The sequence below is a fragment of the Nitrogeniibacter aestuarii genome (assembly GCF_017309585.1).
Lineage (GTDB): Bacteria > Pseudomonadota > Gammaproteobacteria > Burkholderiales > Rhodocyclaceae > Nitrogeniibacter > Nitrogeniibacter aestuarii.
Genome location: NZ_CP071321.1, coordinates 2,008,970 through 2,033,203, shown reverse-complemented (window position 1 = coordinate 2,033,203; position 24,234 = coordinate 2,008,970). Strand labels below are relative to the sequence as shown.

The window sequence follows — 24,234 nt, the reverse complement described above, 5'->3', positions numbered from 1 at the left end:
ATCCGGGGTGAGCTGGTCGGGGTGAGAGGATTCGAACCTCCGACATCTTGCTCCCAAAGCAAGCGCGCTACCGGACTGCGCTACACCCCGAGAAGGCGAGATAATACACATCCGTCCCGGGGGCGTCAAACCTGTTTTTCGTACCGCACAATTTCCTTCAAAAACCCGATTGACTTGCGGGTTATGACACTTTCTGCTATTAAATCGCCTTCACCTCATCGGAATCAAAGCATGCCTGACGATACTCTGCACAAGCAGTTTCCGCCGTATGAGCCCGCCAAGGGCGAGGAGTATATGAGCGAGAAACAACTCGAGCACTTCCGTGAGATCCTCTCCTCGGTGAAAGTCGAGCTGATGGAAGATATCGAGCGCACGGTGCATACCATGCAGGACGAGGCAACCAACTTCGCCGATCCCAACGATCGCGCCAGCCAGGAGTCCGACATTGCACTGGAACTTCGCAACCGCGACCGCGAGCGCAAGCTGATCAAAAAGATCGATGAAGCCCTCGGCCGCATCTCCTCGGGCGAATATGGCTACTGCGACAGCTGCGGCGTCGAGATCGGCCTCAAGCGCCTTGAGGCGCGCCCGACCGCCACCCTGTGCATCGACTGCAAGACCCTTGAGGAAATGCGCGAGCGTCAGGTCGCCAAATAATCAGGCTGCAGGCCCCTGCCACGGTGTGACCGACACGGGGCAACAAAAAAGGCACCCGTAGGTGCCTTTTTTGTTGCTTGCCGGTCGGGGATCAGCCTTCGGTGCTTTCCTCGGTCAGCAGGGCCTTGCGGCTGAGCTTGATGCGACCACGGTCGTCGGTCTCGAGCACCTTGACGGGGAACTCGTCACCTTCGTTCACATAGTCGGTCACTTTCTCGACACGCTCCTTGGCAATCTGGGACACATGCAGCAGACCGTCGCGGCCCGGCATGATGTTCACGATCGCACCGAAGTCGAGAATCTTGACGACCTTGCCCGGATACACCTTGCCCACTTCCACTTCAGCGGTGATCTCTTCGATCTTGGCTTGAGCGGCCTTGGCACCTTCTGTGGACACGGACGAGATGGTCACGGAACCGTCGTCTTCGATTTCGATCACGGTACCCGTCTCTTCCTGCAGGGCACGGATCACTGCACCACCCTTGCCGATCACGTCGCGGATCTTCTCGGGATTGATCTTCAACTGAATCATGCGCGGCGCGAATTCGGAGACTTCACCGCGATGGGAGTCGAGCGCGCTCTTCATCAGACCCAGAATGTGCATGCGGCCTTCCTTGGCCTGGGCCAGCGCGACCTGCATGATTTCCTTCGTGATGCCCTGGATCTTGATGTCCATCTGCAGCGCGGTAACACCGCTGTCGGTACCGGCCACCTTGAAATCCATATCACCCAGGTGATCTTCATCACCGAGGATGTCGGTCAGCACGGCGAAACGGTTGCCATCCTTGATCAGGCCCATGGCGATACCGGCGACGTGATTCTTCATCGGCACACCGGCATCCATCATGGCCAGCGAACCGCCGCAGACGGAAGCCATCGAGCTTGAGCCGTTGGATTCGGTGATTTCGGACACCACACGCACGGTGTAGGCGAAATCCTCGGCGTTGGGCAGCATGTTGACCAGCGCTCGCTTGGCCAGACGGCCGTGACCGATCTCGCGACGCTTAGGCGAACCCACACGGCCGGTTTCACCGGTGGAGAACGGCGGAAAGTTGTAGTGCAGCAGGAAACGGTCACGGTACTCGCCGGCGAGCGCGTCGATGATCTGCTCATCACGGCCGGTGCCGAGGGTCGCCACCACCAGCGCCTGGGTCTCACCACGGGTGAACAGGGCCGAACCGTGGGTACGCGGGAGCACGCCAGTGCGGATCTCGATCGGGCGGACAGTGCGGGTGTCACGACCGTCGATACGCGGCGCGCCGCTCAGGATGCGGCCGCGAACCACGGCAGCTTCCATCTCGTGCAGCAGGTCTTTGACTTCGTTTTCCGAAGGCGCGCCTTCGGCACCATCACACACCAGCTCGATGGCCTTCTTGCGGATCTCGCTCAGCTTTGCCGTGCGTTCCTGCTTGCTGGTCACGTTGAAGGCGGCCTCGATATCGGCGGCAACGGCTTCGTTCAGACGGGCGATGAGCGCATCGTTGGCGGGCGGCGCTTGCCAATCCCACGCCGGCTTGCCGGCCTGCTCGACCAGATCATTGATGGCGTCGATCGCAGCCTGCATCTGCTCGTGACCGAACACCACGGAACCGAGCATCACGTCTTCAGACAGTTCGTGGGCTTCGGATTCGACCATCAGCACGGCAGACTGGGTACCCGCAACCACCAGATTCAGCTGGCTCTCTTCGAGCTGGGTCAAGGTCGGGTTGAGCACGTACTCACCATTGATGTAACCAACGCGGCACGCGCCGATCGGACCATCAAACGGAACGCCGGCCACGGCCAGTGCGGCAGAGGCACCGATCATGGCGGGAATGTCCGGATCGATTTCCGGGTTCAGGGACAACACCGTCGCGATGACCTGGACTTCGTTGTAGAAACCTTCCGGGAACAGCGGACGGATCGGACGATCAATCAGGCGGCAGGTCAGGATCTCTTTTTCAGAGGGACGACCTTCACGCTTGAAGAAACCGCCGGGGATCTTGCCGGCAGAGTAGGTTTTTTCCTGGTAGTCGACCGTCAGCGGGAAAAAGTCCTGGCCGGCACGGGCTTCCTTGGCGGCCACGACGGTCACCAACACAACGGTATCGTCCATATTGACGATGACGGCACCACTGGCTTGACGAGCGACTTCGCCCGTCTCGAGCGTCACGGTATGAGCACCGTACGCGAATGTCTTCTTAAATGCGGTAGGCAAGGGAATATCCTTTCTATCTATGGCGGGTCACAAAACCGCCGGAATTTTCAGTCGTCGAGAAAGAAATCGGAAAACCGCGCATGAGAAAGCGCGGACATACGAAAAGCCGGCGTGGCCAAAGGGCACACGCCGGCTTCCGCGAGATGGTTGGCAGACGCTGCAGGTGCAGTCGTCGAGACAGCCATCCGTATTACTTACGCAGACCGAGGCGTTCGATCAGAGCGCGGTAGCTGTCGGCATTCTTGCGCTTGAGGTAGTCAAGCAGCTTGCGACGCTGGCTAACCATCTTCAGCAGACCACGACGGGAATGGTGATCTTTGGCGTTGGCCTTGAAGTGGTCGGTCAGACCGTTGATGCGGGCGGTCAGCAGGGCTACCTGAACTTCAGGGGAGCCGGTATCGCCCTGCGCACGCTGGTAATCACCAACGATCTGCGCTTTTTGTGCGTTATCGAGAGCCATGTAGGTTTACTCTTTCGTTGTTCGGTATTTCGGAAAACGCGAAAGTATACTCGCGTCAAGTTTCAAACTCAAGCTTGTGAGCTGTTTTTTCAGTGTCGAATCAAGCACCTTGAGTGCCGGCGATCAGGCGACGAGAGCGGAGCGTACCATCTTCAGAGAGCTCGCCAAGGCCCACAAAACGTTCCACATGATACAGGCGATAGTCGCCGGGTGCGACGCCGGTGAGCATTGCAGCCTGTCCGTGTTCGATTCGAGCAGCCGCATCGTCCTCAAGCAACAACACAGGCAGATCGCCGATCAGGCTATCGACCGGTAACAACAGGCGCCGAGCCGACAGGCCCTGGGCCTCCACTGACTCAAGCGAGACGGCATCTGCAATGCAAAACCGACCGATCTGTGTGCGCCTGAGGGCGGTCAGATGGGCACCACAGCCCAGCGCCTCGCCAATATCTTCCGCCAGGGTACGCACATAGGTTCCTTTACTGCACCGGACTATCATGCGAAACGACTCACGATCGATCGGCACACACGTCAGTTCGCGGATGGTGATGACGCGTCGCTTGCGTTCGATGTCCTTGCCTTCACGAGCGTACTCGTAGAGCGGCCGCCCCTTGTGCTTGAGCGCAGAGAACATGGGCGGCATCTGTTCGATGTCACCCACAAAGTGCTCGGCCATGGCGACGATGTCTGCTGCGGTGCAAGTGACCGCTCGTTGCTGGAGGACGTCCCCCTCACTGTCGCCCGTGGTCGTCATGACCCCTAGACGCACAACGGCCTCGTACGCTTTGTCCGCATCAAGCAGACTCTGGGAAAACTTGGTCGACTCACCAAATGCGAGCGGCAACAGCCCGGTCGCAAGGGGATCCAGCGTGCCGGTATGGCCGGCCTTTGCTGCTCCGAGCGTTCGACGGGCACGCTGAAGCGCCGTGTTTGAGCTCAGCCCTGAGGGCTTGTCCAGCAAGAGCACGCCATCGACCCGTTCTTTCAGCGGCTTGGGTCGATCAGCTCTCTGATTCATCCTCGTCGCCGTGACGGGCTCGATCCTCTCCCACCGCCTTGTCGATCAAGGCCGACAGCGCAGCGCCCCGCTCCACCGACGGATCATAATGCCAGTGCAGTTCCGGCGTCTGGTGAATCCGGACCCTGCGCCCGAGTTCGCGGCGCAGAAATCCGGAGGCACGACGCAGTCCTGTGAGAATCTCGTCGAGGTTCTCGTCGCCAGTCATCGAGGTGAAAAACACCTTGGCGTGCGCAAAATCGGCACTGACCTCGACGTCGGTCAAGGTGATGAAGCCGACCCGCGGGTCTTTGACTTCAAGACGGAGCAGTTCGGCGAGTTCTCGCCGAATCTGCTCACCGACACGCTGCGCGCGTGAAAAGTCGCGGGCCATGCGCCGTCCTTAGAGCGATCGTGCGACTTCTCGCACTTCGAAGATCTCGAGCTGATCGCCTTCCTGGATGTCGTTGTAATTCTTGAGCATCAAGCCACATTCAAATCCGGCCTTCACCTCTTTCACGTCATCCTTGTAGCGCTTGAGCGAATCGAGATCGCCCGTATGGAGCACGACATTGTCGCGCAACAGGCGAATCTTGGAGTCCCGCTTGACGATACCTTCGAGGACATAACACCCGGCAATCGAGCCCACCTTGGAAACCGTGAAGACCTGACGGATTTCCACCAGACCAATGATCTCTTCACGCTTCTCGGGCGCCAGCATGCCGGACAGCGCGTTCTTCACCTCATCCACAGCGTCGTAGATGATGTTGTAGTAGCGAATGTCGATCCCGAAGGTGTCGGACAGTCGGCGGGCGCCCGCGTCGGCACGGGTGTTGAAGCCGATCACGACAGCACCCGACGCCTGCGCCAGGTTGATATCCGATTCGGTGATACCACCGACGGCAGCGTGAATGACATTGACGCGCACTTCGTCGGTCGACAACTTCTGCAGTGCATGCACCAGCGCTTCCTGCGAACCCTGAACGTCTGCCTTGATGATGAGCGGCAGAGTCTTGGTTTCGCCTTCGGCCATCTGCTCGAACATATTCTCGAGCTTGGCGGCCTGCTGTTTGGCCAGCTTGACGTCGCGGAACTTGCCCTGACGGAACAGCGCGATCTCGCGCGCCTTGCGTTCGTCAGCCAGCACAATGGCTTCGTCACCGGCAGCCGGCACGTCGGACAGACCGAGAATCTCGACCGGAATCGAGGGGCCGGCTTCGTCGATCGGCTTGCCGTTTTCATCGAGCATGGCACGAACACGACCGTAGGTCGCACCGACCAGCAGCACGTCGCCCTTGCGCAGGGTGCCGGACTGAACCAGCAGGGTTGCCACGGCACCCCGCCCCTTGTCGAGACGCGCTTCCACGATCAGGCCCTTGGCCGGTGTGTCGTGCTGAGCCTTGAGTTCGAGCACTTCGGCCTGCAGCAGGATACCGTCGAGCAGATCGTCAATGCCCTGACCGGTCTTGGCAGACACGGGCACGAACATGGCGTCACCACCATACTCTTCGGGCACCACGCCCTCGGCGACCAGTTCCTGCTTGACGCGCTCGGGGTTGGCCGCTTCCTTGTCGATCTTGTTGACCGCAACCACCAGCGGCACGCCGGCGGCTTGCGCATGGTGGATGGCTTCTTTCGTCTGCGGCATCACGCCATCGTCGGCAGCCACCACCAGAATCACGATATCGGTCGCTTTCGCACCACGTGCACGCATGGCCGTGAAGGCCTCGTGACCCGGGGTGTCGAGGAAGGTCACCATGCCTTTCTCGGTTTCGACGTGGTACGCACCGATGTGCTGGGTAATGCCGCCCGCTTCACCCGAGGCCACCTTGGCAGCCCGAATGTAGTCCAGCAGCGAGGTCTTGCCGTGATCGACGTGACCCATCACGGTCACCACCGGCGCACGCGGGGTTTCCGGCACATCCGAGGTATCTTCCTGTTCTTCCAGGAAAGCATCCGGATCATCCAGCTTGGCCGCCAGTGCCTTGTGCCCCATCTCTTCCACGATGATCATCGCAGTTTCCTGGTCCAGCACCTGGTTGATGGTCACCATCGAGCCCATCTTCATGAGCGCCTTGATCACCTCGGTGGCCTTGATGGCCATCTTGTGAGCCAGATCGGCCACGGTGATGGTCTCGGGCACGTGAACTTCATGGACGATCGGATCAACCGGCGCCTTGAAGTTACTCTGACCCTGGTCGCCGCCACGCTGGTGACGCTGATTCTTGCCACCACGCTTGCCGCCACCACTGCGCCAGTCGCCGGTATCACCACCGCGCGTCTTCAAGGTGCGACGCTTGCTGCCGTCGTCGGTGCGACGATCGTCCTTGCGCACCTCATCTTTCTTCGGCTTGTGCAGCGTTCCGGCGCCCTTGCCTGCCTTGCCGGCATCGGCACCCTCAGCCTTGGCTTTCTCTGCTTCCGCCTTGGCCCGCTCTGCAGCAGCCTTCGCTGCCGCTTCGCGCTCTTCGCGTGCCTTGCGGTCAGCAGCCTGTCGAGCCACAAGCTCGGCATGACGGCGAGATTCGTTCTCGCGCGCCTGAATTTCTTCTTCGTTCAGCAGTTCCTTGATCTGAACGCGACGCACACGCTTCTTGGTCGGCGCGGCAACAGCCGCATCGGTTGCATCGCCTTCCTGCTGGACGGCCTCAGCCGAATCACCTTCGTCGCTGGCAGCTGCGTCGTCCTCGGTCTGCGGCGCTTCGGCAACGACCGGCTCCGGTACGGGTTCAGGCTCCGGCTCGACAACAGCTTCAACTTCAGGCTCGGGTTGCGGCTCAGGCTCGGCCGCTGCTTCCATGACCGGCTCGGGCGCGGCCTCAACCACAGCCGGCGCCTCGACTTCAGGCGCATCGACCACGGCGAGTTCTTCGACCTGAGACTCTTCGAGCTGTTCGTTTTCCCTGGCAGCTTCCGCGTCCGCGATCAGTTCATCGCGCTTGACGAAGACACGCTTTTTCTTGACCTGAACTTGCACAGTGCGTGCACGACCGGACGAGTCCGTCGCCTTGATTTCGCTGTTTTGCTTGCGCGTCAGCGTGATCTTGGACTTGGGCTTTTCATCACCGTGCGCGCGGCGCAGGTACTCGAGAAGTTTGGCCTTGTCCTGTTCGGTCAGCGTGTCATCCGTACCGCTGATATCCACACCGGCCTTCTTCAACTGATCGAGCAGGGCGGCTGCCGGCATCTTCAGCTCGCCGGCAAATTGGGTAACGCTCATTTGTTCCATTAAATCCCCCCTGTTACTCGAACCAGTGCGCGCGAGCCTCGGTGATCAGTTCGACCGCCTTGGCTTCGTCGAGACCGGTCATTTCGACCAGTTCGTCGGTGGCGAGGTCAGCCAGATCGTCCCGGGTATGGATGCCGTGGGTCGCCAGCGTAGCCGCCAGTTCCTTCTCCATCCCTTCCAGGTTGATCAGATCGTCAGACACCTTCTCAAGCTGCTCTTCCGTCACGATGGCTTCGGTCAGCAGCACGTTGCGCGCACGATTACGCAATTCTTCAACCGTCTCTTCGTCGAACGCTTCGATCTCAAGCATTTCAGACAACGGGACGTATGCAATTTCTTCCATTGAGGTGAAACCTTCGTCGATCAGGATGTCAGCGACTTCCTCATCCACGTCCAGCCTCGCCATGAACAGGTTGCGCAGCTCACCGCGCTCCTGCTCGGCCTGTTCGGCCGACTCCTGCTCGCTCATCAGGTTGATCGACCAGCCGGTCAATTCCGATGCGAGCTTCACGTTCTGACCACTACGCCCGATGGCGATGGCCAGATTGTTTTCGTCCACCACCACATCCATGGCGTGGGTTTCTTCATCGACGACGATCGAGGTCACCTCGGCCGGCTGCAGCGCAGCGACCACAAACTCCGCCGGATCCGGCGACCAGACGATGATGTCGATCTGCTCACCACTGATCTCGTTCCGCACTGCGGTGACGCGAGAGCCGCGCAGGCCCACGCAGGTACCGATCGGGTCGATCCGCTGGTCATGCGCCTGCACGGCGATCTTGGCGCGCAGGCCAGGGTCGCGGGCGCATGCCTTGATCTCCAGCAGACCGTCTTCGATCTCCGGCACTTCAAGCTCGAACAGCTTGGTGAGAAACTCGGGCGCCGTGCGCGACAGGATCAGCTGCGGACCGCGCGCGTTGCGATCGATGCGCAGCAGGTAGGCCTTCACGCGGTCACCCACGCGCAGGTTTTCCTTCTGGATCATCTGATCACGCGGCAGCACGGCTTCGAGACGACCCACTTCGATGATCGCGTTGCCACGCTCCATGCGTTTGATGCTGCCGGAAACGAGGAATTCCTTACGTTCGAGGAAGTCGTTCAAGACCTGCTCGCGCTCGGCATCACGAATCTTCTGCAGGATCACCTGCTTGGCGGCCTGAGCACCGATACGGCCAAAGTCGATCGGCTCGAGTGCCTCTTCAATGTATTCGCCCAGTTCGATGTCGGGCACTTCTTCGCGAGCGTCGATGATGCCCATTTCGGCCTCATCGTTTTCGACCTCGGCATCTTCCATCACCACCCAGCGACGGAAGGATTCGTAGTCGCCGGTTTCGCGGTCGATGGACACGCGGACGTCAGCATCGTCGTGGATACGCTTCTTGGTCGCCGAGGCGAGCGCGGATTCGAGCGCGGCAAAAACGATATCCTTTTCAACGTTTTTCTCACGCGCCAACGCGTCGACAAGCAGCAGAATTTCGCGGCTCATGTGTTTCAGACCTCCAGACCGAAGCTCAAAATTGGGGGACGAGACGTGCTTTTTCAACTTCCTCGAGCGGAATCTCAATGTCACCGTCGGACTGCGACAGCACCACCTTTCCATCCACGAAGCCTTTCAGCACCCCTGAAAAATTCCGTTGATTTCCTTCGTTCATGGGCAGATGGGTGCGCAACTGGATCATCTCGCCGGCAAATCGCTCAAAATCGGCCGCTTTCTTGAGTGGACGATCAAGCCCTGGCGAAGAGACCTCGAGGCGGTCGTAATCGACATTCTCGACCTCGAAGACACGGGTAAGCTGGTTGCTGACAGCGGCACAGTCGTCAACGGTGATACCGCGTTCAATATCGATGAACACGCGCATCAGACGCGTTCTCGGAGAAGTCTCGAAGTCCACCAACTCAAACCCGAGACCACTCACCACTTGCTCAACCAGACCGTGAAGATCCATTTTTTACGCCCAAAAATAAAAAAATGGGCATAAGCCCATCCCCATAATTTCGACTGGAAATCGGTGTTTGGCACCCCGCCCATTCGGCAGGGCCACCAAAAACCGTTCAATTATAACTATTTCGACCACGCCAATCAATTCATCGACGTGATTTCCTCACTTTGGTGCGCGGCTGCTTGCGGCGCTGCGGCGTTGCGGCATTCGCCGTTGGCTCAATACCCGCCAGCTGACATACAAGTACCTCGTCCAGGTCTTCGTATTGTCCGCGCTTGAGGCGGCTGGGCATCAGCACCGGTCCGTAGCGGACCCGCATCAGCCGGCTCACGGTCAGCTCCATGGCCTCGAACATACGGCGCACCTCCCGGTTTCGCCCTTCGGCCAGAACCACGTGATACCAATGGTTGGCACCCTCGCCACCACGATCTTCAAGGCTCATGAACTTGGCGACACCATCCGAGAGTTCGACACCGCTTGTCAGCAGCTTGATCTGCTCGTCGGTCAGCTCACCCAGGATACGCACCGCATACTCACGCTCCATTTCGTAGCGTGGATGCATCAAACGGTTGGCCAGCGCGCCATCATCGGTAAAGAGCAGCAGCCCCGAGGTGTTGTAGTCAAGGCGACCCACTGAAATCCAGCGACCATGACGCAACTTGGGCAAACCGTCAAAGACCGAGTCCCGCCCTTCGGGGTCGTCACGTGAGACGATTTCGCCCTCGGGCTTGTGATAAATGATCACGCGCGGCACTTTCTTTTCGAAGCGCAACTGAACCAGCTTGCCGTTGACCCGAACCCGGTCATTCGGCGTCACTTTCTGTCCAATACCGGCCGGCATCTCGTTGACCGAGATACGCCCGGCGATAATCATGTCTTCGATATCGCGGCGCGATGCCACACCGATGGCCGACAGTGCCTTGTTAAGGCGCTCGGGCACGGCGAATGCATCCGGCACATTACGCTGACCACCACCTTTCTGGCTGCCATTGCGTGTCGCGCCATCCTTGCGCCCGCCCTCTTTACGGGCACCTCTCGGCTTGCCATTGCCGGACTGGGCGTCCTGACCGCCATTCGGCGCACCGTTGCGCTGGCCACGGCGCCCCTTCTGCCCGCCACGGCCGTCGCCCGGCATGGCATTTCCATTGTCCCTCGGCTGTCGGTCACCGCGCTGACGCCCCTGCCCTTGGGACTGATCCTGCCCCCGGCCTTTGGCCTTGCGCTGGTTGCGGCCACGACGCCCCTTGCCCTCACCGGCAGATTCACCGCCCTGAGCCGGCGCCGGGGCTGCCTCCTGCTCTCCACTCGGGCCGGCACCCGGCTCGGCGGCTTTGCCGTTCTTTCGGCGCGGGCTGCTGCGACGCCGCTTGGGCGCCTCACCCTCCGTCGCCGCCGGGCTTTCGGATTTCGCAGATGCAGCGGCCTCCGGCGCGGAGGCGCCTTCAGTCGCTTTCGGCTTGGTTCGTCTCGGTCGACGCGGCTTCGGCGTCGCTTCCGTCGTCTCGGTCGGATTCTGGGAGTTCGACAAGGTCCATGATCCTTTCAATTTCGGTCAGTGGCGGCAGCTCGGTGAGACTGCGCAACCCCAGGTCTTCGAGAAAACCCCGGGTCGTCGCCAACAAAGCCGGTCTTCCCGGCGTGTCGCGGTGGCCGACAACATCGACCCAGCCACGACTCTCCAGCGTCTTGATGACATTGGTCGAGACCGTGACCCCACGGATCTCTTCAATGTCACCACGCGTTACGGGCTGGCGATACGCAATGATCGCCAGCGTTTCCAATACGGCACGTGAATATTTCGGGGGTTTCTCGTCCTTCAGGCGGTCGAGAAATACCTGCATGTCCGGACGGGTCTGAAACCGCCAGCCACCGGCCGTCTGCACCAGTTCAACACTTCGCCCCTGCCAGGCCTCACGCAGTTCGTCGAGCAGCTTGCGAACCATATCCGGTCCGGGATCCTCGATAAAGAGGCGCCTCAGGACAGACACGGGACGCGGGACGCTTGCGCTGAGCAAGGCGGCCTCCAGTATCTGCTTGTACGCCTCAGGCGTGCTCGGTTCCTGCATCGTTCAGCTTGACGTAAATGGGCGCAAATGCCGTGTTCTGGGTCACGTGCACCAGCTTTTCCTTCACCAGTTCAAGCACGGCCAGAAAACTGACCACAAGATGCGGCGCCCCTTCAGAGGCGTCGAACAGGGTGTCGAACACCACATAAGAGCCGCCCTGCAGACTGCGCAGAATGCGGCTCATGTGCTCGCGCACCGAGAGTGCTTCTTTCTTGATCTGATGATGCTGAGTCAATCTTGCCTGGCGAACAAGCCTCAACCAGGCCAACTGAAGGTCATGCAGACTCACCTCGGGCTGTCGCTCAATGACCTTCTCTGCCACAAACACCCCGACCCATTCGAAATCACGATCGACGCGGGGGATGGCGTCAAGCTTGGCCGCAGCCAGCTTCATTTGCTCGTAGTCTAACAGGCGGCGCACCAGTTCTGCACGCGGATCTTCCTCGATCTCGATTTCCCGCGGCGGACGGGGCAGCAGCATGCGCGACTTGATCTCGATGAGCATGGCGGCCATGAGCAGATATTCTGCCGCCAGCTCGAGATTGTGCTCGCGCATCGCTTCGACATATTCCAGGTACTGCGCCGTGAGCGGCCCCATGGGGATGTCGAGGATATTCACGTTGGCCTTGCGGATCAGGTACAGCAACAGATCCAGTGGCCCCTCGAACGCGTCGAGGATCACCTCGAGCGCGTCGGGCGGAATATACAGGTCGGTCGGAAAAGCGAGCATGGGCTCGCCATACAGGCGCGCCACCGCCGCCAGTTGCTCCGGTGTTTCCACCGGGGCGAGCGGCAAATCCTGATTGGGCGACTCGGCTGCCGTCTCGCTCATCCGGGTCAGAGGTCGAGCAGGGTCAGGTGTAGTCCAGACCCATGGCGTCGCGAACGTCGCGCATGGTTTCCTGCGCCAGTTTGCGCGCCCGCTCGCAGCCATCGGCCACGATGCTGCGCACGAGGCTCGGGTCGTCCAGGTAGGGCTGAGCACGCTCGCGCATGCGATCCTGTTCTTTCTGGATCGCGTCCAGCACCGGCTGTTTGCACTCCAGACACCCGATGCCCGCGCTACGGCAGCCCTTGTCGGCCCACTGGCGGGTCTCTTCGGTCGAGTAGATGGCGTGGAATTGCCATACCGGGCACTTGTCCGGATCACCCGGATCGGTCAGGCGGACGCGCGCAGGATCGGTCTGCATCGTGCGAATCTTCTTGGCGACCGACTCGCTGTCCTCGCGCAGGAAGATGGTGTTGCCATAACTCTTGGACATCTTCTGCCCATCGAGCCCGGGCATACGCGATGCCTCGGTCAGCAATGCACCCGGCTCGGCCAGAATCACCTTGCCACTGCCTTCCAAGAAGCCGAACAGGCGCTCGCGATCGCCATGCGACAGGCTCTGCGAGTCGTCAATCAGGGCCTTGCCCTGCTCCAGCGCGGCCTCTTCACCGTTCTGCTGGTAGCGGGTGCGCAGCTCTTCATACAACTTGGCGCGCTTGCGGCCGAGCTTCTTGACAGCGTCGACGGCCTTTTCCTCGAAGCCAACTTCGCGCCCATAAAGGTGATTGAAGCGCCGCGCCACTTCACGGGTCAGTTCCACGTGCGGCACCTGGTCTTCACCCACCGGCACCTTGTCGGCACGGTAGATGAGAATGTCGGCCGACTGCAGCAGCGGATAGCCCAGGAAGCCGTAGGTCGACAGATCCTTGTCGGTGAGCTTTTCCTGTTGATCCTTGTAGGTGGGCACACGCTCCAGCCAGCCCAGCGGGCACATCATCGACAACAGCAGGTGCAGCTCTGCATGCTCGGGCACACGCGACTGAATGAAAATGGTCGCCTGTGTGGGATCGACGCCGGCGGCGAGCCAGTCGATCACCATGTCCCACACACTCTCTTCGATCACCAGCGGGCTGTCGTAATTGGTGGTCAGGGCGTGCCAGTCGGCCACAAAGAACAGACAGGGATATTCCGCCTGCAGCTTGACCCAGTTTTTCAATACGCCATGGTAGTGGCCCAGATGGAGGCGACCGGTGGGTCGCATGCCGGAGAGAACGCGTTCTGCGTACATTTTGACGACTCAGAATCCAAAAATAAGTGCAAGAAAGTAACTTAAATTGCTGATCAGCGGGACAAGAATGTGGTCGAGCACATGCGTGACCAGCAATGCTACGAGGATCAGCAACCCGTACCGTTCGATTTTTGCAAACCGCCCCGCCAGCGGATCGGGCAGCACGCTCACCAGCATGCGCCCGCCATCGAGAGGCGGCACTGGCAGCAGATTAAGCACCAGCAACAGCAAGTTGATCGTGATTCCCGCAAACGCCATTGCGGTCAGCGCTTCGCTGTACCCATTGGGCGGCATCATGAACACGACCTTCGTAAGCGCCGCCCAGCCCACGGCCATGACGAGATTGGCCATCGGGCCAGCAGCAGCCACCCATAGCATGTCCCGCTTCGGATCGCGTAGATTGCCGAAAGCCACCGGAACCGGCTTGGCCCACCCGAAGGTGAAACTGCCCGAGGAGCCCACCCACAAAACCGCCGGCACCAGCAAGGTGCCGATCGGGTCGATGTGCTTGATGGGATTTAGACTGATCCGCCCCAAGCGCTCTGCAGTTCGATCGCCAAACATGCGGGCCACATAGCCGTGCGCCGCCTCATGCAGCGTAATGGCTAACAGCACGGGCAGCACCCAGATTGCCACCTTGGAGATCAGATCTTCCATGAAACCTCGGCTTGAGAAGCCGGCATTCTAGCAGAGCAGGCGCTGGCGCCCCGGGTCATTCCTCCAGCCCGAACAACGCCAGATCGCCCTTCCCCGCACGCACCAGTTCCGGCGAGCCCCCGGTCAGGTCGATCACCGTGGTGGCCTCGCCCGGACAGGCGCCCCCTTCAATGACCAGATCCAACTGCTTCCCCAACACATCGCGAATGTCCTCGGCGTCGATCATGGGCAAGTCCTCATCAGGCAGGATCAGAGTCGAGGTCAGGATGGGCTCGTTCAGCTCCTCGAGCAGCAGCGCCACCACCGGATGCTCCGGCACGCGCAGGCCAATGGTCTTGCGCTTGGGGTGCAGCAATCGGCGTGGCAGCTCGCGCGTGCCTTCAAGAATGAAGGTGTAGGGACCGGGCGTGGCCGCCTTGAGCAATCGAAACTGCGTATTGTCCACTCGCGCGTAGGCGGAAATCTCGGACAGATCGCGCACCATCAGCGTGAAGTGGTGACGATCACCCACGCCGCGAATGCGACGGATGCGCTCAAGCAACTTGGCGTCACCCAGATGCCCACCCAACGCGTACGCCGAATCGGTTGGAAACGCCACAAGCCCCCCGTCACGCATGATTTCCGCCGCCTGGCGCATGAGGCGCGGCTGCGGATGCTCGGGGTGGACGGAGAAAAACTGGGCCATGGCAGTGTGTGGATCGTCTCAGTAGTAATCGGTCAGGCGGGACCAGATCGGGGTCAGCCCATCGGGCAGCGGCTCGCAGCCTCCAAGGTCTACCCGCTTGCCCGCGTCGCCATGAAAATCAGACGCGCGCGAGGCCAGCAGGCCGTACCGCCGTGCATAGCGGGCGAATTTACCCGTTTTGGAGGGTGATTGGGAACCCGAAACCACTTCAACGCCCACGCCCCCCAGATCCCTGAAGCTCGAAAACAGCGTGTCGTATTGCGCATCGGAGATCTTGTAGCGCCCCGGATGCGCCACCACCGGCAGCCCGCCCGAGGCACGAATCCACTCGATCGCCTCGGCCAGATGCGCCCACTGCGTCTCGATGTAACCGGGCTTGCCCTTGGCCAGATAGTGCTTGAACACCGCATCCGTATGCGGCGCAATGCCGATCTCGACCAGATAGCGCGCAAAGTGCGACCGGCTCACCAGCGCCGGATTGCCCACGTACTTGAGCGCCCCGTCGAGCACGCCATGAATGCCGATGTCGGCCAGCGCATCGCTCATCTTCTGCGCCCGCGCATCGCGGCCACTGCGCACCTTTGCAAGCCCTGCCTTGAGCGCATCGCTGCCGGCATCCACGCCAAGACCGACAATATGCAAGGTCTCGCCCTGCCAGGTGACCGACACTTCCACCCCCGGCACGAAGCCGATGCCTGCCGCCTGCGAGGCCGCGGCCGCTTCGGCCAGACCCTTGATTTCGTCGTGGTCAGTCAGCGCGAGCAGATCCACCCCGTTGCGCGCCGCGCGTTCAACCACTTCGGCGGGCGAAAGCAAACCGTCCGAACAGGTGGAGTGGGCATGCAGATCGGGGTTACGCGGCCCCATTGAGCGCCTCCCCTGCAATGGCGAAATCGTCAATGGCCCTGGCCACTTCCGCCGGCGCGTCGTGATGCATGTTGTGCCCGGTATTGGGCACAAAGACCTCGCGCAGATGGGCGAAACATGCCTTGTTGCGCTCGATCACTTCGGGGGTCAGCCCCAGTTGCTCGCGAAGCCGCAAGTCCTCCGGTTCGATCCACAGCACCGGCGCCTTGATGCGCCGCCAGCAGGCCTCCGCCTCGGCACGGCGATACAGCACCGGATTGACCCGGCGATGGCGCGGGTCGGCGGCCAGTTCCACGCGGCCGTCTTCATTCTCGCGCCCCAGCACGGTCGCCAGGTAAGCCGCCTTCTCGTCGCTCAGGCGCGGGTTCTGCTTTTGCAGGCGCAGCGCCAGTGCGTCGAAACTCTCGTAGTCGCGCACGTATTGCGGATGCTCCAGCTCCTGCAGCCACTTCTGGTAGCGCCCCGGGGCTTCTTCCGGCGCGCGATCGGCCAGCCCGAAACTGTCGATCCCCACGACCGAGGTGATGCGCCCCGGCCGAATGCCCGCGTACATGAGCGCGATGTTGCCGCCCAGGCTGTGCCCCACCAGCGGCACGCTCCGCCCCGGCGCGAGCTGATCGATGATCCACTCAAGATCGGCGAAATAGTCGGGAAACCAGTACCCCCCGGGCGCCCGCTCGGTCTTGCCGAAGCCGCGCCAGTCGGGTGCCACCACATACCAGTCACGCCTCAGGTGCTCGGCCACCCACTGGAAGCTGCCGCCCGCGTCGCCCCAGCCATGCAGAAGCAACAGCAAGGGGGCGTCTTCACGGCCCCAGCAGGTGCAGTGGTAACGCAGGCCACGAACGTCTAGGGTCTGGGTGTGGGGTGTCTTCATGGCTCGATCATAGCAAGGGCAACTACCAGTTAGTGTGCGTCGCAGCAAAAGGGTTTCACTTGCGCTTGCCTCGCCTGCGGGCCGGTGGTAGGGTTGCGCCGTCGCGCGGGAGAGAACGCACTCGTGAGTCGCCGAAGGCGTAACCCCCGGAACCGCTCAGGCAAAAGGACCGCCGACGAAGTGCAAATCTGGAGAGCGATGCAGGCGCGGGAGCGCACTGGCGTCCACCGAAGGGGCACCCGTGCCATGCATGGAATCTCTCAGGTACAAGGGACAGATGGGGACGAGCTTTGACCGGTCAGGTTGAGCGTCGTCCCTTTTTTGTTGTCACAACCTTTGCCTAAACTGAATTTCAGTCGTCGAGAGGACTCCTCATGCCCCATCAGACCCCCTTGCACGCCGCCCACGTCGAAGCCGGCGCCCGCATGGTCGATTTCGCCGGCTGGGACATGCCGGTCAACTACGGCTCCCAGATTGAAGAGCACCACGCCGTGCGCACCGATGCCGGCATGTTCGACGTCTCGCACATGCTTGCGCTCGACCTCACCGGCGCCGGCGCCACCGACTACCTGCGCAAACTGCTGGCCAACGACGTGGCCAAGATCAAGACCCCGGGCAAGGCGTTGTACAGCTGCATGCTCAACGAAAAAGGCGGCGTGATCGACGATCTCATCGTCTATTACTTTGCCGACGACAAGTACCGCATCGTGGTCAATGCCGGTACGGCCGACAAGGACGTGGCCTGGATGCGCAAGCAGATCGCAGCCCAGGGCGCCAACGTCACCCTCGAGCCGCGCCGCGACATGGCCATGATTGCCGTGCAGGGCCCCAACGCCCGCGCCCGCACTTGGGCCGCCATTCCGGGCAGCGAGTCCGCCAGCGCCACGCTCAAGCCCTTCAATGCGATCGAAATCGGGCCGATGATGATCGCCCGTACCGGCTATACCGGCGAAGACGGCTTCGAGATCACCCTGCCCGCCCAGGACGCCGCCGCCCTGTGGACCGACCTCATGGCCGCCGGTGTGCGCCCCTGTGGCCTTGGCGCCCGCGACACCCTTCGCCTGGAAGCCGGCATGAACCTCTACGGCCAGGACATGGACGACAACGTCTCGCCGCTCAATGCCGGCCTGAGCTGGACGGTGGACATGAAGGACGAGACCCGCAACTTCGTCGGCCGCGACGCGCTGGAAGCCAATCCGCCCACTGCCCGCCTCATCGGCCTCATCCTGCAGGACAAAGGCGTGCTGCGCGCTCACCAGCAGGTGTTCACCGAACACGGCGAAGGCGAGACCACCAGCGGCACCTTTTCCCCCACCCTGCAAAAATCCATTGCCTTTGCCCGCGTGCCCCTCGACGTGGCCCCCGGCGACGCGGTGGAAGTGGACATCCGCGGCAAGCGCCTCAAGGCGGTGGCCGTCAAACTGCCTTTCGCCCGCAACGGCCAGGCGCTTGTCTGATTCACTGATTCGATCATCCACACCCAAATCCCTTCTGGAGAAACCGGCATGACCACCCCCGCAGATCTCAAGTACACCAAGTCTCACGAATGGGTCCGCGTCGAGAGCGACGGCACCCTGACCATCGGCATTACCGACCACGCACAGGAAGCGCTGGGCGACATCGTCTTCCTGGAGCTGCCCGAAGCAGGCCGTGCCGTGAATGCCGGTGAAGAGTGCGCCGTGGTCGAGTCGGTGAAAGCCGCCTCCGACATCTACGCCCCGGTGGCCGGCGAGATCATTGCCAACAACGAAGCGGCCAGTGACGCCCCCGAATCGGTCAACGAAGACGCCTACGGCAACTGGCTCTTCAAGATCAAGCCGAACGACATCGGCGACGTGGACGGCCTGCTCGACGCCGCCGGCTACGAAGCGGTTGCGGCTGCCGACTGATCCGGAACGCCCCGGCGGCATAGCACCCTCCCCTTCAAGGGGAGGGCTGGGGTGGGGATGGGGTTGAACAGATGCCGCCACACGAGCACCCAAAACCCATCCCCCTCCTGACCTCCCCCTTGAAGGGGGAGGGACCTGCAGCACCGGCCTGACGCAGGACGGATTCATCCCCCGGAAGCCCGACCAACGCACGACGCCCAACACGCTACGAACACACCCAGAGAAGCCCATGTCCAGCACCCCGTTCTCAGCTCCGCTTTCAGATCTCGAACAACGCGACGCCTTCATCGGCCGCCACATCGGCCCCGACGCCGATGACATGGCCGCCATGCTGAGCGCGCTCGGCGTCAGCAGCCTCGATGTGCTCATCGAGCAGACCGTGCCGCCGGCCATCCGTCTGAGCGAACCGCTGCCGCTGGACGAGCCCATGCCCGAGCACGAAGCCCTGGCCAGGCTCAAGGCCATTGCGGACAAGAACGTGATCAAGTCGTCCATGATCGGCATGGGCTACTACGGCACCCACGTGCCCAGCGTCATCCTGCGCAACGTGCTGGAAAACCCGGGCTGGTACACCGCCTACACGCCCTACCAGGCGGAGATCGCCCAGGGACGTCTGGAGGCGCTGCTCAACTACCAGCAGATGGTCATCGATCTCACCGGCATGGAGCTGGCCAACGCCTCTTTGCTGGACGAAGCCACCGCCGCCGCCGAGGCCATGACCATGGCCCGCCGGGTAAGCAAGGCCAAGAGCAACACCTTCTTCATGGATGAAGGCTGCTGGCCGCAGACCATCGACGTGGTGCGCACCCGTGCCGCCCTGTTCGGTTTCGAGCTGGTGTTCGGCGCCGCCGAAGAGGCTGCCCAGCATGAGGTGTTCGGCGCCCTGCTGCAGAACCCGACGCAGGACGGCACCGTGCGCGACCTCACCGACGCCATCACCGCGCTGAAGAACACCGGCGCGGTCGTCGCCGTGGCCTGCGACCTGATGGCCCAGGTGCTGGTCAAGAGCCCCGGCGCCATGGGCGCAGACATCGCCCTCGGCTCGGCCCAGCGCTTTGGCGTGCCCATGGGCTTCGGCGGACCGCATGCCGCCTTCTTCGCCACGAAAGACGCCCACAAGCGCGCCGTGCCGGGCCGCATCATCGGCGTGTCCATCGACGCCCGTGGCAAGACCGCCCTGCGCATGGCCCTGCAGACCCGCGAACAGCACATCCGCCGCGAGAAGGCCAACTCCAACATCTGCACCTCGCAGGTGCTGCTGGCCAACATGGCAGGCATGTACGCGGTGTATCACGGCCCCGAAGGGCTCAAGACCATTGCCGGGCGCATCCACCGGCTCACGGCCATCACCGCCGCCGGGCTGGAAGCCGCCGGCATGTCGGTGGTCAATGCCACCGCCTTCGACACCCTGGTGCTCGACACCGGCGACCAGACCGACGACCTCATGGCCGGCGCGCTGGCCGCGGGCTACAACCTGCGCCGCTGCGGCAACACCGGCATCGGTATCGCCTTTGACGAGACCCACACCCGCGACGATGTGCTCGCCCTGCTCGGCATTCTCACCGGCCAGTTGCCGGACATCGACGCGCTGGACGCCGACGCGGCCGCCCGCAACGAGATGCTGCCGGCCGCCCTGCAACGCACCGACGCCATCCTCACCCACCCAGTGTTCAACCAGCATCACACCGAACACGAGATGCTGCGCTACCTCAAGCGCCTGCAGAACAAGGACCTGGCGCTCGACCACTCGATGATCTCGCTCGGCTCGTGCACCATGAAGCTCAACGCCACCGCCGAGATGATTCCGGTCACCTGGGCGCAGTTCGGCAACATGCACCCCTTCTGCCCCATCGACCAGGCGCAAGGCTATGTGGAGATGATCGAAGGGCTGGAAGACTACCTGCGCGCGGTTACCGGCTTCCCGGCCATCAGCATGCAGCCCAACTCGGGCGCTCAGGGCGAATACGCCGGCCTGCTGGCCATCCGCCGCTACCACGACAGCCGCGGCGATCAGGCGCGCAACATCTGCCTCATCCCCAAGAGTGCCCACGGCACCAACCCCGCCACCGCGCAGATGTGCAACATGAAGGTGGTGGTGGTCGATTGCGACGAGAACGGCAACGTGGACGTGGCCGATCTGAAAGCCAAGGCCGAGCAGCACGCCGCCAGCCTCGCCTGCCTGATGATCACCTACCCGAGCACCCACGGCGTGTTCGAATCCGCCATCCGCGAGATCTGCGACACCATCCACGCCCACGGCGGCCAGGTGTACATGGACGGCGCCAACCTCAACGCTCAGGTGGGCCTCACCTCACCGGCCGCCATCGGCGCCGACGTGAGCCACATGAACCTGCACAAGACCTTCTGCATCCCGCACGGCGGCGGCGGCCCGGGCATGGGCCCCATCGGTCTGGCTGCCCACCTGGCCCCGTTCATGGCCAACCACGTGGTGCAACCCATGCAAGGCCCCCACGCCGGCCAGGGCGCCGTCTCCGCCGCCCCTTGGGGTTCGGCCAGCATCCTGCCCATCAGCTGGATGTACATCACCATGATGGGCGCCCGCGGCCTCAAGACCGCCACCGAAGTGGCCATCCTCAACGCCAACTACATCGCCAAGCGCCTCGAAGGCCACTACCCGGTGCTCTACACCGGCGAGCACGGCCGCGTGGCCCACGAGTGCATCATCGACATCCGCCCCATCAAGGCCGCCTGCGGCATCACCGAGGTCGACATCGCCAAGCGCCTGATGGACTACGGCTTCCACGCCCCCACCATGAGCTTCCCCGTGGCCGGCACCATCATGATCGAGCCCACCGAGAGTGAGCCACGCGGCGAGCTGGACCGCTTTGTGGACGCCCTCATCAGCATCCGCCAGGAAATCGCCCGAATCGAATCCGGCGACTGGGACGCCGAAAACAACCCCCTCAAACACGCCCCGCACAGCCAGGCCGACATCATCGGCGACTGGGACCGCCCCTACACCCGCCAGGAAGGCGTCTTCCCCCTGCCCTGGGTGGCGGACAACAAATTCTGGCCGAGCGTCAATCGCATTGACGACGTGTATGGCGACCGGAATCTGTTCTGCGCTTGTGTGCCGATGGAGGCTTACGAGGACTGATCATAACTTCGTCTCAGAAGCAAACACGCCCCGGGTACGGGGCGTGATTTATTCTTCTGGCGCTGTATGACAGGCTGCGAAGCCCTCTTTTTCTGCAAACCGCTACGCCCTATCCACCTGCGAACTTCCCGTTTTTCCGAGCACGAAAATGCAGCCCGATCAGGCCGAGCCCGGAAAGAAACATGAGAACCATGCTGGGCTCCGGTACCGGCGCCAACACAGAGTCGCCGAATGCAAGCATATAGCTGAACGCGGCACCCTGCTGGCGGTCCGCGGTCAAATCGAAGGACACCGTCAGATCCACGTCGTTCTGGAACATTCCGAGATTCAACGCGTTGTTCGAAAAAAACATCTGGGCCTCGGCAAACGAGGCAAAGCTTGCCGAATATAAAGTGCCATTCCCGCTGGTCACCTGAAAGTCCAGCGCCATCGCACTTGTGTCGTCATAGCCCGTGAAATCCAGTAGGCCTATGACGATATCTGTCGGCTGAATAAATGAATAGTGAAACTGCGCGTCCTGACTATATCGGCGGCCGCCAATAGCAAATTCGCTGTAATTCGCACCCAAAATCCCGAATCCCATCAGGCTGACGGCTGAGTTTGCTTCAAACGCGCTTTCAACCGCACTATGGCCCCGGATCAGATCGTCTGTCGCACTGGCGCCCAGCGAGCCGTAGGCATACGAAAATGATTCGATTCCGTTGCTACCACCCGCCAGATCGGGCAGTCCCTTATAACTCACATTAGAGAACGCCGCGATTGTTTCACTGCCGACTCGCTGGGTCCGTACTTGTGCGTCGGCCGTGTTCTTGCCGAGAACGGACGTGGCATTCGCGGTGACCACAGTATCAACCCGTTGCGACGGCAAGAGTGCGACGGAGTGCGACGCCGTGCTGGTAGCACGCGCATAGCCACTCGCACCGCCGGCGTATGCAGAGGCCTGGGCAGACCCGATACCCCGCGACCTTGCATACGCGTTCGATTCGGCCACGCCGGCATCCGCCGTGCGCAATCGGGGAGAAATTGCGTCAGCGATCGCATTTGCGCTCGAGCCGTTCGCCTGACTCTCGGCATGGACGGTCGCGAAAGCGCCGCCAGCGCGCCCCGCCACCCCGGAGTCGGTCGTCCCTCCACCGCCAGCGAATGCTGTACCAGTGCCAGAAACCTGCGTCTCTCCGTATGAGGCTCCCACAATGGAGAGACTCGAAACGGCGTTTCCACCATTCCCCGCTACACCGCTTTCGGAATAACCACCATGGCCGGCCATGGCGAACTGAGAAAGACTTAATGTCCTTCCAGATGCTCCGGTCGCCGCATTCACAAGTTCGGCATCTGCGCCTCGACCGCCGCCGGCACCGTAGTACCCGCTCCCCCCAGTCCCGCCGACAATCGATGCACTAACCCTCAGTTCGCCATTGCCGATCACTCCCCGGGTCACTCCGAGGCTTGCAACGCCACCGTTGGCGCCACGTTGCCCCGCCCCGTAAGCAGAGCCTCCAATTCCACCGATAGCCTCACTCGTGACGGTACCAACATTGAACCCAATGAAGTTACCTACGGCCGACGCAGTTGCATTTCCGCCATCGCCGGCAATGCCCAACATGGAAGTACCACCGTAGCCTCCCTTGGCACGAGCACCGATTCCAAAGAATTGGCCATTACCACCCGCGGCACCTTTAATCAGCGCCGTAGCGTCACCACCGCTACCAGCGACATGTCCGGTACCGGCGGCAACGCCACCGGAACCACCGTTAGCCAGAGCGGACGATGTGGCGGTACCCGACAGCACAACCGAATCGGCTGACACGTAGGCGGAACCTCCCCTTCCGCTATCGCCCACCACGTTGGTCACGCCGTTGCTGTAGCTGATACCGCCATTTCGATCCCCCGCCCAACCGCCACTGCCTCCAGTAGCTTTCACGAAATTAGTGTTGTCGTTGTTCAGGGGCATGTCCGCATTCGCATCGCCGCCCGCCGTACCGCCCGATCCATTGACGCCATCGACACCATCGACACCAGTCACCTCGAGCGTCGCCGCTTGTACAGGCTGCGACAGACTGACACCACCGAAAACCTCAATAGTGCAGACCAGTAGGCAAATCACCTTTATGCGCGATGGCATTCATTTCTCCCAAATGGAATCGATCAGAATCCGGAGCCAACAAGCATTAATTATGCCAATACAATTCATCAGCAAAGACAACGACTTACCCCATTAAGATATTCCACGTCCTTCAAAGATGTAAAAAATTTCGTCACCAAGCCCACGCATCTGCCCCGCTTGCAACGAGCGCAGCGAACTTTTAAGCGCTTGAACAAGCAGCGGGCACAAGATCGGAACGCGACTGACAGCCAACCCGACAGAATCACTCATTCCAGCGCGGCTCGGCCCAGTTCAGGGAGATCGAGCATCTCCGCGGTTGCCGACAACGCTTGGATCATGGAACACAGAAACACGCGAGTTCGCCCTGAGCATCGGTAGCGTATGTCGACCGGGTTCAGGCGTGTCGCGTTCAGGTCGAATCCGCACCTCGATCC

The 24,234-nt window shown here is 61.6% G+C and carries 20 protein-coding genes, 1 tRNA gene and 1 riboswitch; of the genes, 4 read left to right on the top strand and 17 right to left on the bottom strand.

What is annotated here, in order from left to right; translation table 11 throughout:
* Nucleotides 1-13: 13 nt before the first annotated feature.
* Nucleotides 14-90 (bottom strand) — tRNA-Pro (locus J0W34_RS09380).
* Nucleotides 91-231: 141 nt separating this feature from the next.
* Between J0W34_RS09380 and dksA the strand changes: the two genes are divergently transcribed.
* The gene (dksA, locus tag J0W34_RS09375; RefSeq protein ID WP_227814780.1) at nucleotides 232-657 is read left to right on the top strand and encodes an RNA polymerase-binding protein DksA; all 426 of its coding nucleotides are present in this window, start codon (nucleotides 232-234) and stop codon (nucleotides 655-657) included.
* 91 nt (nucleotides 658-748) lie between these two features.
* On the opposite strand, the gene pnp is transcribed toward dksA, so the two are convergent.
* The 15 genes from pnp to J0W34_RS09300 all read right to left on the bottom strand — a co-directional run bounded on the left by pnp (nucleotide 749) and on the right by J0W34_RS09300 (nucleotide 16,689).
* Nucleotides 749-2,854: a polyribonucleotide nucleotidyltransferase gene (gene pnp / locus J0W34_RS09370; protein ID WP_230971482.1), complete on the bottom strand. Its 2,106-nt coding sequence runs from the start codon at nucleotides 2,852-2,854 to the stop codon at nucleotides 749-751.
* Between the two features lie 190 nt (nucleotides 2,855-3,044).
* A complete protein-coding gene (gene rpsO, locus J0W34_RS09365; protein ID WP_227814782.1) occupies nucleotides 3,045-3,314 on the bottom strand; it encodes a 30S ribosomal protein S15 in 270 nt (89 codons plus the stop codon).
* A gap of 100 nt (nucleotides 3,315-3,414) precedes the next feature.
* Nucleotides 3,415-4,332, bottom strand: a complete 918-nt coding sequence (gene truB / locus J0W34_RS09360; RefSeq protein WP_227814783.1) for a tRNA pseudouridine(55) synthase TruB — start codon at nucleotides 4,330-4,332, stop codon at nucleotides 3,415-3,417.
* Nucleotides 4,316-4,705: a 30S ribosome-binding factor RbfA gene (gene rbfA, locus J0W34_RS09355; RefSeq protein ID WP_227814784.1), complete on the bottom strand. Its 390-nt coding sequence runs from the start codon at nucleotides 4,703-4,705 to the stop codon at nucleotides 4,316-4,318. Before rbfA ends, truB begins: the two co-directional genes overlap by 17 nt.
* Before the next feature lie 9 nt (nucleotides 4,706-4,714).
* A complete protein-coding gene (gene infB / locus J0W34_RS09350; protein WP_227814785.1) occupies nucleotides 4,715-7,540 on the bottom strand; it encodes a translation initiation factor IF-2 in 2,826 nt (941 codons plus the stop codon).
* A 13-nt stretch (nucleotides 7,541-7,553) separates the two neighbouring features.
* Nucleotides 7,554-9,026: a transcription termination factor NusA gene (gene nusA, locus J0W34_RS09345; protein ID WP_227814786.1), complete on the bottom strand. Its 1,473-nt coding sequence runs from the start codon at nucleotides 9,024-9,026 to the stop codon at nucleotides 7,554-7,556.
* Between the two features lie 25 nt (nucleotides 9,027-9,051).
* Complete coding sequence (rimP, locus tag J0W34_RS09340; protein WP_227814787.1) at nucleotides 9,052-9,486, bottom strand: ribosome maturation factor RimP; 435 nt, start codon at nucleotides 9,484-9,486, stop codon at nucleotides 9,052-9,054.
* Nucleotides 9,487-9,625: 139 nt separating this feature from the next.
* Nucleotides 9,626-11,008, bottom strand: a complete 1,383-nt coding sequence (locus J0W34_RS09335) for a pseudouridine synthase (RefSeq protein ID WP_407941158.1) — start codon at nucleotides 11,006-11,008, stop codon at nucleotides 9,626-9,628.
* Complete coding sequence (gene scpB, locus J0W34_RS09330) at nucleotides 10,923-11,546, bottom strand: SMC-Scp complex subunit ScpB (RefSeq protein WP_230971481.1); 624 nt, start codon at nucleotides 11,544-11,546, stop codon at nucleotides 10,923-10,925. The genes J0W34_RS09335 and scpB overlap by 86 nt, the downstream gene beginning before the upstream one ends.
* A complete protein-coding gene (locus tag J0W34_RS09325) occupies nucleotides 11,524-12,378 on the bottom strand; it encodes a segregation and condensation protein A (RefSeq protein WP_227814790.1) in 855 nt (284 codons plus the stop codon). The genes scpB and J0W34_RS09325 overlap by 23 nt, the downstream gene beginning before the upstream one ends.
* Nucleotides 12,379-12,400: 22 nt before the next feature.
* Nucleotides 12,401-13,603 (bottom strand): tryptophan--tRNA ligase, encoded by a 1,203-nt coding sequence (locus J0W34_RS09320; RefSeq protein WP_230971480.1) that lies wholly within the window; start codon nucleotides 13,601-13,603, stop codon nucleotides 12,401-12,403.
* 9 nt (nucleotides 13,604-13,612) lie between these two features.
* Entirely contained in the window at nucleotides 13,613-14,260 is a 648-nt protein-coding gene (locus J0W34_RS09315) for a site-2 protease family protein (RefSeq protein ID WP_230971479.1), read from the bottom strand.
* Nucleotides 14,261-14,315: 55 nt separating this feature from the next.
* Nucleotides 14,316-14,945, bottom strand: a complete 630-nt coding sequence (locus tag J0W34_RS09310; protein WP_227814793.1) for an L-threonylcarbamoyladenylate synthase — start codon at nucleotides 14,943-14,945, stop codon at nucleotides 14,316-14,318.
* Nucleotides 14,946-14,963: 18 nt separating this feature from the next.
* Entirely contained in the window at nucleotides 14,964-15,812 is an 849-nt protein-coding gene (locus tag J0W34_RS09305) for a 3',5'-nucleoside bisphosphate phosphatase (protein WP_230971478.1), read from the bottom strand.
* Entirely contained in the window at nucleotides 15,799-16,689 is an 891-nt protein-coding gene (locus J0W34_RS09300; RefSeq protein WP_230971477.1) for an alpha/beta fold hydrolase, read from the bottom strand. Before J0W34_RS09300 ends, J0W34_RS09305 begins: the two co-directional genes overlap by 14 nt.
* A gap of 96 nt (nucleotides 16,690-16,785) precedes the next feature.
* A riboswitch (glycine riboswitch) is annotated at nucleotides 16,786-16,870 on the top strand.
* Between the two features lie 193 nt (nucleotides 16,871-17,063).
* Between J0W34_RS09300 and gcvT the strand changes: the two genes are divergently transcribed.
* From gcvT to gcvP, 3 genes are all read left to right on the top strand, one after another.
* Nucleotides 17,064-18,146: a glycine cleavage system aminomethyltransferase GcvT gene (gene gcvT / locus J0W34_RS09295; RefSeq protein WP_230971476.1), complete on the top strand. Its 1,083-nt coding sequence runs from the start codon at nucleotides 17,064-17,066 to the stop codon at nucleotides 18,144-18,146.
* A gap of 48 nt (nucleotides 18,147-18,194) precedes the next feature.
* Nucleotides 18,195-18,578, top strand: a complete 384-nt coding sequence (gene gcvH / locus J0W34_RS09290) for a glycine cleavage system protein GcvH (protein WP_227814797.1) — start codon at nucleotides 18,195-18,197, stop codon at nucleotides 18,576-18,578.
* Between the two features lie 229 nt (nucleotides 18,579-18,807).
* Complete coding sequence (gene gcvP / locus J0W34_RS09285) at nucleotides 18,808-21,696, top strand: aminomethyl-transferring glycine dehydrogenase (RefSeq protein WP_230971475.1); 2,889 nt, start codon at nucleotides 18,808-18,810, stop codon at nucleotides 21,694-21,696.
* A 109-nt stretch (nucleotides 21,697-21,805) separates the two neighbouring features.
* Here gcvP and J0W34_RS09280 read toward each other — a convergent pair whose 3' ends face one another.
* Nucleotides 21,806-23,818, bottom strand: coding sequence for a PEP-CTERM sorting domain-containing protein (locus J0W34_RS09280; RefSeq protein WP_227814799.1), 2,013 nt, complete (start codon nucleotides 23,816-23,818; stop codon nucleotides 21,806-21,808).
* Between the last annotated feature and the right edge of the window lie 416 nt (nucleotides 23,819-24,234).